7 protein-coding genes and 1 pseudogene are annotated in these 6,611 nt (G+C 57.0%); 4 read left to right on the forward strand and 4 right to left on the reverse strand.

The genetic code is table 11. From position 1 onward, the window contains the following. Nucleotides 1–79: 79 nt before the first annotated feature. Nucleotides 80–838 carry a prephenate dehydrogenase/arogenate dehydrogenase family protein gene (locus ACOSDR_RS15290; protein WP_420731806.1) on the forward strand — a complete coding sequence of 253 codons (759 nt, stop codon included), beginning with the start codon at nt 80–82 and terminating at the stop codon, nt 836–838. Here the strand turns inward: ACOSDR_RS15290 and ACOSDR_RS15295 are convergent. Together ACOSDR_RS15295 and ACOSDR_RS15300 are read right to left on the reverse strand one after the other, a co-directional pair. After that, the gene (locus ACOSDR_RS15295; protein WP_420731807.1) at nt 835–1,548 is read right to left on the reverse strand and encodes a hypothetical protein; all 714 of its coding nucleotides are present in this window, start codon (nt 1,546–1,548) and stop codon (nt 835–837) included. The two genes, ACOSDR_RS15290 and ACOSDR_RS15295, sit on opposite strands and share 4 nt — an antisense overlap. Then, the gene (locus ACOSDR_RS15300; RefSeq protein ID WP_420731808.1) at nt 1,545–2,117 is read right to left on the reverse strand and encodes an RNA polymerase sigma factor; all 573 of its coding nucleotides are present in this window, start codon (nt 2,115–2,117) and stop codon (nt 1,545–1,547) included. Before ACOSDR_RS15300 ends, ACOSDR_RS15295 begins: the two co-directional genes overlap by 4 nt. Before the next feature lie 220 nt (nt 2,118–2,337). Here ACOSDR_RS15300 and ACOSDR_RS15305 point away from each other — a divergent pair, with 220 nt between their 5' ends. After that, nucleotides 2,338–2,763 carry a DUF4168 domain-containing protein gene (locus ACOSDR_RS15305; protein WP_420731809.1) on the forward strand — a complete coding sequence of 142 codons (426 nt, stop codon included), beginning with the start codon at nt 2,338–2,340 and terminating at the stop codon, nt 2,761–2,763. Between the two features lie 71 nt (nt 2,764–2,834). Here the strand turns inward: ACOSDR_RS15305 and ACOSDR_RS15310 are convergent, their stop codons facing one another. Continuing rightward, entirely contained in the window at nt 2,835–4,235 is a 1,401-nt protein-coding gene (locus tag ACOSDR_RS15310; protein WP_420731810.1) for an amidase, read from the reverse strand. 137 nt (nt 4,236–4,372) lie between these two features. Between ACOSDR_RS15310 and eutB the strand changes: the two genes are divergently transcribed. Beyond that, nucleotides 4,373–5,386: a hydroxyectoine utilization dehydratase EutB gene (gene eutB, locus ACOSDR_RS15315; RefSeq protein ID WP_420731811.1), complete on the forward strand. Its 1,014-nt coding sequence runs from the start codon at nt 4,373–4,375 to the stop codon at nt 5,384–5,386. Beyond that, a complete protein-coding gene (locus tag ACOSDR_RS15320) occupies nt 5,346–6,383 on the forward strand; it encodes a cyclodeaminase (RefSeq protein WP_420731812.1) in 1,038 nt (345 codons plus the stop codon). Before eutB ends, ACOSDR_RS15320 begins: the two co-directional genes overlap by 41 nt. Nucleotides 6,384–6,491: 108 nt before the next feature. Here the strand turns inward: ACOSDR_RS15320 and ACOSDR_RS15325 are convergent. Continuing rightward, nucleotides 6,492–6,611: pseudogene (locus tag ACOSDR_RS15325) on the reverse strand (ISAs1 family transposase); the annotation flags it as partial.

The following is a 6,611-nucleotide window of genomic DNA, read 5'->3' on the forward strand; positions in this document are numbered from 1 at the left end:
CGTTTGCATGGCAGCACGGTTGCCCATTGGCGACGAAGCCGATAAAGACGCGGCATTATCGCAGTATGGAGTGGTGAAAATGGCGGGCTTCTCGCTGGGTATCTTGGGTTATGGGCATTTCGGCTCGTTCCTGCACAAATTGGCAGAGCGTTTTCTGCCAGATGTATCCGTGCGCCTGTATCGTCGTCGCGCCACACCGGGAGACGGCCTGTTCACAACGCTGGAAGACGCTTTGAACTGTGATGCCTTGCTGTTGTGCATGCCAATCAGTGCCTATGCCGATACGCTGCTCTCGATCCGCGACCGATTGCGCCCGGATACCATCCTGATCGATGTCGCAACCGTCAAAGGCTATACGGGCCAGCTGATCCGCGATCTGGTGCCCAATCAGCCCTATATTTGCACCCACCCGATGTTCGGGCCCGAAAGCTATGCGAAGAAGGCGGGAAATGTCTCTGGTTTCCGCATCGTCATCACGGAATCGAATCTAAGCCCTGAACTGGACCAGCCCTTCCGGGATCGGTTGCGCCAGGAAGGCTTTGTCGTGGTGGAAAAAACTGCCGACACCCATGACCGGGAATTGGCAGAAACGCTGTTCCTGACCCATTACATCGGTCAGATCATCTCCCATAGCGGATTTGAGCGCACAGAGATCGACACGGTGTCCTTCGGCTTCCTGATGGATGCGGTCGACAGCGTGCGCCATGATATGCAGTTGTTTGAAGAAGTCTGCCGCTTTAACCCCTATTGCCAGGATGTCGTCCGCCGGTTCGATATCAGCGAACAATCCATCCGACAAAGGCTGTTGAACCTGGATCCAATTCCACAGATTTCCTAATTTTCAACAGTGATCGGGGCGGTCGTATCGCCGGTTATTGGAGTGACCGCGGGACTGACACCATAGCCATCAGGCAAGGCCAGTTCCGCTGACGTGCCAGCCGTCTGCTGGGTCGGCATGCCTGCTTTTTCAACATTGCCATTGGCGTTTGGATAATGGGTCGACGTTTCCTGTAGGGTTGATTGTGGCAGGCCGCCAACTATCGATGCCTCTGTCCCGGTTGTCCCCCCTGAGGCGACGGGACTTGTCCCATTGCTACCGGGCGAGACCATATCCGCCACATGCCATCCGATAAAAACGGAAAAGGCACAGATCACAAGGCAGGCGGCAATCGCCTGTTTATGGGGAATGATCAACATACCGCGTGTGCCAATGGGTCCATTCTTTTCGTCCTGACGGCGATATACTTCCTGATCGGACTCAAGGGCGCGAAGTAGTCGCGGGGGAATTTCCTCTGTGAGGACCGGATCAAAACACGCATGAAGATACCCGTCGACCCGACGATGTGCCGCGATCGTTTCCAGTTCTGCCACATTCGCACGGGTCTCATCACGATGGGGATGGCTGACCTTCGAACGGGCCGTCCCGCCTATTCGGGGGCCATCCACGGCATTGATCACCCGTATCTCACGCGATTTCAGAATCGCGTCTTCCCCTTCGGAAGTTCCGATCCACCTGAATGCGAATACAGTTTTGAGAATATTCCTCATTTGACCTGCCTCAAATAGGGGGCGTCTGTCGCTGTTTCGGATTCCTGATCCATATCTGCGTCGTCTGGACACACGGTTCGCAATGACTCCCGGGCGCGAAACAGCCGCGAGCGTACCGTGCCAATCGGCGCATTCACAATCTTCGCCACCTCGTCATAACTCATCCCCTCCAATATCACCAGAGAGAGCACAGAACGCTGTTGCACGGGCAATTCCTCAACCGCTGCCATAACCCGCGATAACGTCAGATGGTGGATTTGCGCCGGATCATCGGCAAAATCCGCACGTGACTCTGACATCGCATCCAAATCTTGGGCGACACCGACCTCTGCCGGGCGCGCGCGATGTTTGCAGTGATCCAGAAAAACGCGATATTCAATGCCAAATAACCAGCTTCGGATCGACCCGTCGCGCCGCCATTTTGACCATTTCCGCAATCCGCGCTCTACCGTATCCTGCACCACATCATCCGCCATTTCGGGATGCCCTGTCAGAACCCGCGCGAAACGGCGCAAATGAGGCAATTCCGCTGCGATCCTGGACGTGACCTCAAACTTTTCCTTCGACATACGAAACAGGCTCCCTTGCGTATCGTAATATAGGGACGCCGCCACGCCAGAAAAGTTCCCTGAAAAAAGCACACATTTGGATGGAACTATTTCTCCTCCCGGCTGTCGATAGTGTGACGCCCCGCATTGCGGGGTGCCCGCATCACAAGATGCATGACACGCTTACTGGCATCACAAGATGCATGACACACCTAATTGACACTCTCAGGAGGACAGAATCTTGACCATCAAGACACAGCTCAAGGCAATCGGATCTAGCGCCATGATCAAAAGCATGATTGTGGTCGGCGCATTGACCATCGGCGCAGCGACCGGCCCGGCCCTAGCTGACTCCAGCACACCCGCAAGCCAGAAAATCACTCAGGAATTTCAGCTGACTCAGTCAGCTGCTGCCGACATTAGCGATGCACAACTGCAATCCTTTGCCTCTGCACAAAGCTCAGTGGTCGCCATACAGGAAGAATGGCAAAGCCGGGTCGATAGCGGCGAGGTTGACCCCAACGACCCACAAGCGGTCGAAGACATCAGGACCCAGATGGCAATGGCGGTCGAGCAAGCGGGCCTGAGTGTTGAACAATACAATATGATCTTTGAAACGTTACAGACCGACCCCGAATTGCGGCAGCGCTATCAGGGCATGCAGTAAATCTGTTATCTGGCAATAATCCAGTTACCAGAATGAATATAGACACTTCCGGGTCCACTGGAAGTGTCTTTTCATTTGGAAACGGCCAATTCCAGTTTCTCATTCGGGGGATTGCGCTGCCACATTTGCAGACCGCGCTCTATTGCCTCCGCCGCTTCCAGCACCAGCCGGTCGCTGCCGGGCGGGCCCAGGATATGAAGGCCTGTTGGCAATCCATCCTGGGTGAACCCTGCCGGCACAGAGATGCTGGGCAAATCCAGCGCCGGGCTGATGCAAACGGTATCCCAGTCAAATTCCTTCAGGCCCGGCATATCCGGCGCAAAGGGGGAACCGCTGCTGGTTGACCAACAGACCAGATCATAACTGTCGAAGAAATTTGCCATGCGGTGCCAGGCCTTGACCCGCATCATATTGGCGCGCTCAATCTCATACCCTGTCAGACGGCGGGACTGGCCCACCAGGTCCAGGATCAGATGCCCCAGTTCCAAACCATGCTCATCCACTGCCCAGCCGGCATATTCCGCCGCGCACAGGGCACGAAAGATGGGCTGGCTGCGGGCAAGGAAGCGAACGTCTGGCGCGGCGTCGGTTACCCTGGCCCCCGCCCTTGACAATACATCCGCACAGGCGGTCAGGGCGTCCGTCACCGAGGAATCGATGCGAAACATCGCGCTGTCCACGGAAAAGGAGATCCGTATTCCCGCCAGATTGCCTGTCAGCGGCGCGGCGAATTCCTGTGGTCCGAACGGGGCGGTAATCGGGCTTCTGACATCACGGCCACACACCACTGACAGGGAAAGACGGATATCATCCACCCGGCGCGCCATAGGCCCCATCACATGCAACCGGTCGAACGGGGCCACACTGGGAACCTTAGGCACCACCCCAGTGGTCGGGCGATAGCCGACGATATTGCACCAACTGGCGGGGATGCGGGTTGATCCGCCCAGATCACTGCCATCGGCCAACGCGACCAGATCCAATGCCAGTGCTGCGCCGGACCCGCCGGAACTGGATCCGGCCGTGCGGCTCAGGCAATAGGGATTGCGCGTGCGCCCCCACAGGGGATTATCCGTATCCTCCCCAAAGGCGAATTCCGGCATGTTTGTTTTGCCCACGACAATGGCACCGGCCGCCTTCATCCGCGCGATATGCAGGCTGTCTGAATCGGGCCAATTGTTGCGCAAGGCGGGCGCGCCATAGGTGGTGCGAAACCCGACCACATCATAATTATCCTTCACCGCAACCGGCAGGCCGAATAACGGCCCCATCGCCTGTCCGGCATCGCGCGCCTTATCTGCGACCGCAGCAGCATCTAAAGCCTTGACCAGGTCCAACTGAATGATCGCATTCACGCGTGAATTATACCGCTCTATCCGATCAGCAAAAGCTTCCATCACCTCAACACAACGCAACCGACCCGTCCGCATTTCAGCCACCAGAACACCAGCGGATTGCCGTGTAATGTTCATCGTCAATTGGCCTTTCGGAGAAGAAGCATGGGGGCAGTGATATGAAAACAGGCTTTCCCATACTAGAGCAGGTTCGTGTTTCGCCGACAATACATCGGTATCTTGTGCTATCGGGTTCAGGCACATACCTTGGCAGGATGACACAGAAACACGTTCCCTTTTCCGCGATTGAGGCGGCCCGCGATCAAATAGCCCCGCATGTGCTGCGCACCCCCCTGGTGCCAGCCTTTCCGCTGTCCGATGCGTGTGGGGCAGAGGTTCGCCTGAAGCTGGAAACCTTACAGGCGACCGGCGCGTTCAAACTGCGCGGTGCGACCAATGCGATTATGACTCTATCGAAGGAAGACCGTGCCAAGGGGGTCGTGACATGCTCCACCGGGAATCATGGGCGCGGCGTTGCCTATGCAGCCAATTTGCTGGGCGTGCGCGCGGTGATCTGCATGTCCGAACTGGTGCCCAAAGTGAAGATCGATGGCATCAAACGATTCGGGGGCGAGGTCCGCATCTGTGGCAAAAGCCAGGATGAGGCAGAGGTGGAAGCCCTGCGCCTGATGAAAGAGGAAGGCCTGGTCTATCTGTCCCCCTTTGATCATCCCGATGTCATTGCCGGTCAGGGCACGATTGGGCTTGAATTGATCGAGGATTGGCCGGAACTGGATATGGTCATCGTGCCGCTATCCGGGGGCGGCCTGATGGCGGGTATTGCCAAGGCTGTGAAAACCCTGAAGCCCGACACCAGAATTATCGGCGTCACCATGGAACGCGGGCCCGCCATGTATGACAGCATCCGCGCAGGCCATCCTGTTGAAGTGGTTGAAACGCCGACGCTGGCGGATTCGCTTGGCGGCGGCATTGGCCTGGAGAATGACTATACCTTCGCCATGTGCCGCGATCTGGTGGATGAGACATTGTTGGTCAGCGAGGCAGAGATTGCAGCAGGCATGCGCGCCCTGTATCGCGATCAACAAATTGTTGCAGAAGGTGGGGGCAGCGTTGGCGTCGCCGCCCTGCTGGCCGATAAAATACAAGCCAAAGGCAAACGAATTGCCGTTGTGATCAGCGGCAGAAATGTTGATATGGATATCTTCACCCGCATCGCAGGTGGGGAAGATGTTGACCTTGCCACTGTGCAACCCGACGGAGGAGCATAACCCAATGCGGGAAATTCTGATCCTGACAGAAAACGAGCTGCGCCAGGCGGTATCGCTGGATATGCCCCTGATCGATTTGATCGCAGATGCTTTCAAGAAACTATCGGCGGGCAAAGTCTCCATGCCGCCCATCCTGCGGATGGATATGGAAGACAAGAATGGCGAAGTGGACGTAAAAACCGCCTATGTCCCCGGTCTGGAAGGATTTGCGATCAAGATCAGCCCCGGCTTTTTTGACAATCCCAAAATCGGCCTGCCAACCACCAGCGGACTGATGGTTGTCCATGATGCCACGACAGGCCAGGTTCGCGCGGTGCTGTTGGACAATGGTTATCTGACTGACATGCGCACCGCAGCGGCAGGCGCGGTCGCCGCCCGCTGTCTGGCCCCGGAAGGGGCGACACGCGCCGGTGTGATCGGCACCGGCGTTCAGGCCCGGCTGCAAATGCAGGCCCTGGCGATGGTGCGGCCTATTGATACGGTCCATGTCTGGGGGCGCGATGCCGATAAGGCCAAAGCCTGCGCCCAGGATATTGAACGCCTGACATCGGCCAATGTTACGGTTTCCAGTTCAATCGCCGGTCTGGTGCGGGACTCCGACATCGTGGTCACCACCACCCCCAGCCGTAAACCCTTGATTGATGCCAGCATGCTGCATCCCGGCCTGCACATCACCGCCATGGGGTCGGATGCGGAACATAAGAACGAACTGGCGCCTGATGTGATCGCAGAAGCGGATCTGTTCACCTGTGACCGTCACAGCCAGTCGGCCCGCCTGGGCGAATTGCATCACGCGGTCGGGGCCGGAATCGTGCCAGAAGACATGCCCGTTGCAGAGTTGGGCGCTATCCTAAGCACCCCGAAAAAGGGACGCAAATCCGCCAGTGATGTGACTATCTGTGACCTGACCGGCACCGGCGTACAAGACACCGCCATTGCCATCCATACGCTGAGCGTCGCCGAAGAAAATGGCTTTGGAACTAAAATTTCAAACTGAATTCTAAGGACGGATAGCTGGTCCCGCCCATCGCATGAGAACTTTCTATTGCCCTCCCCCCTTGAGGAGGGGAGCCCCATATTTTACCCCCCCCCTCAAGGGGCAGGGCTATCGCATATGAGCGAAGAGCTTTGTGAGGAAGGCATCATCCCATCCGGCGCGTTTGATTTTGCCCTTGATGGAGCCTTTGTCGTCATTGGCTTTGATGATGTTGAGGGCGAGCTTGCG

The organism is Hwanghaeella sp. 1Z406, from assembly GCF_048892425.1.
In the GTDB taxonomy this organism is placed as follows: domain Bacteria; phylum Pseudomonadota; class Alphaproteobacteria; order UBA8366; family Aestuariispiraceae; genus Pacificispira.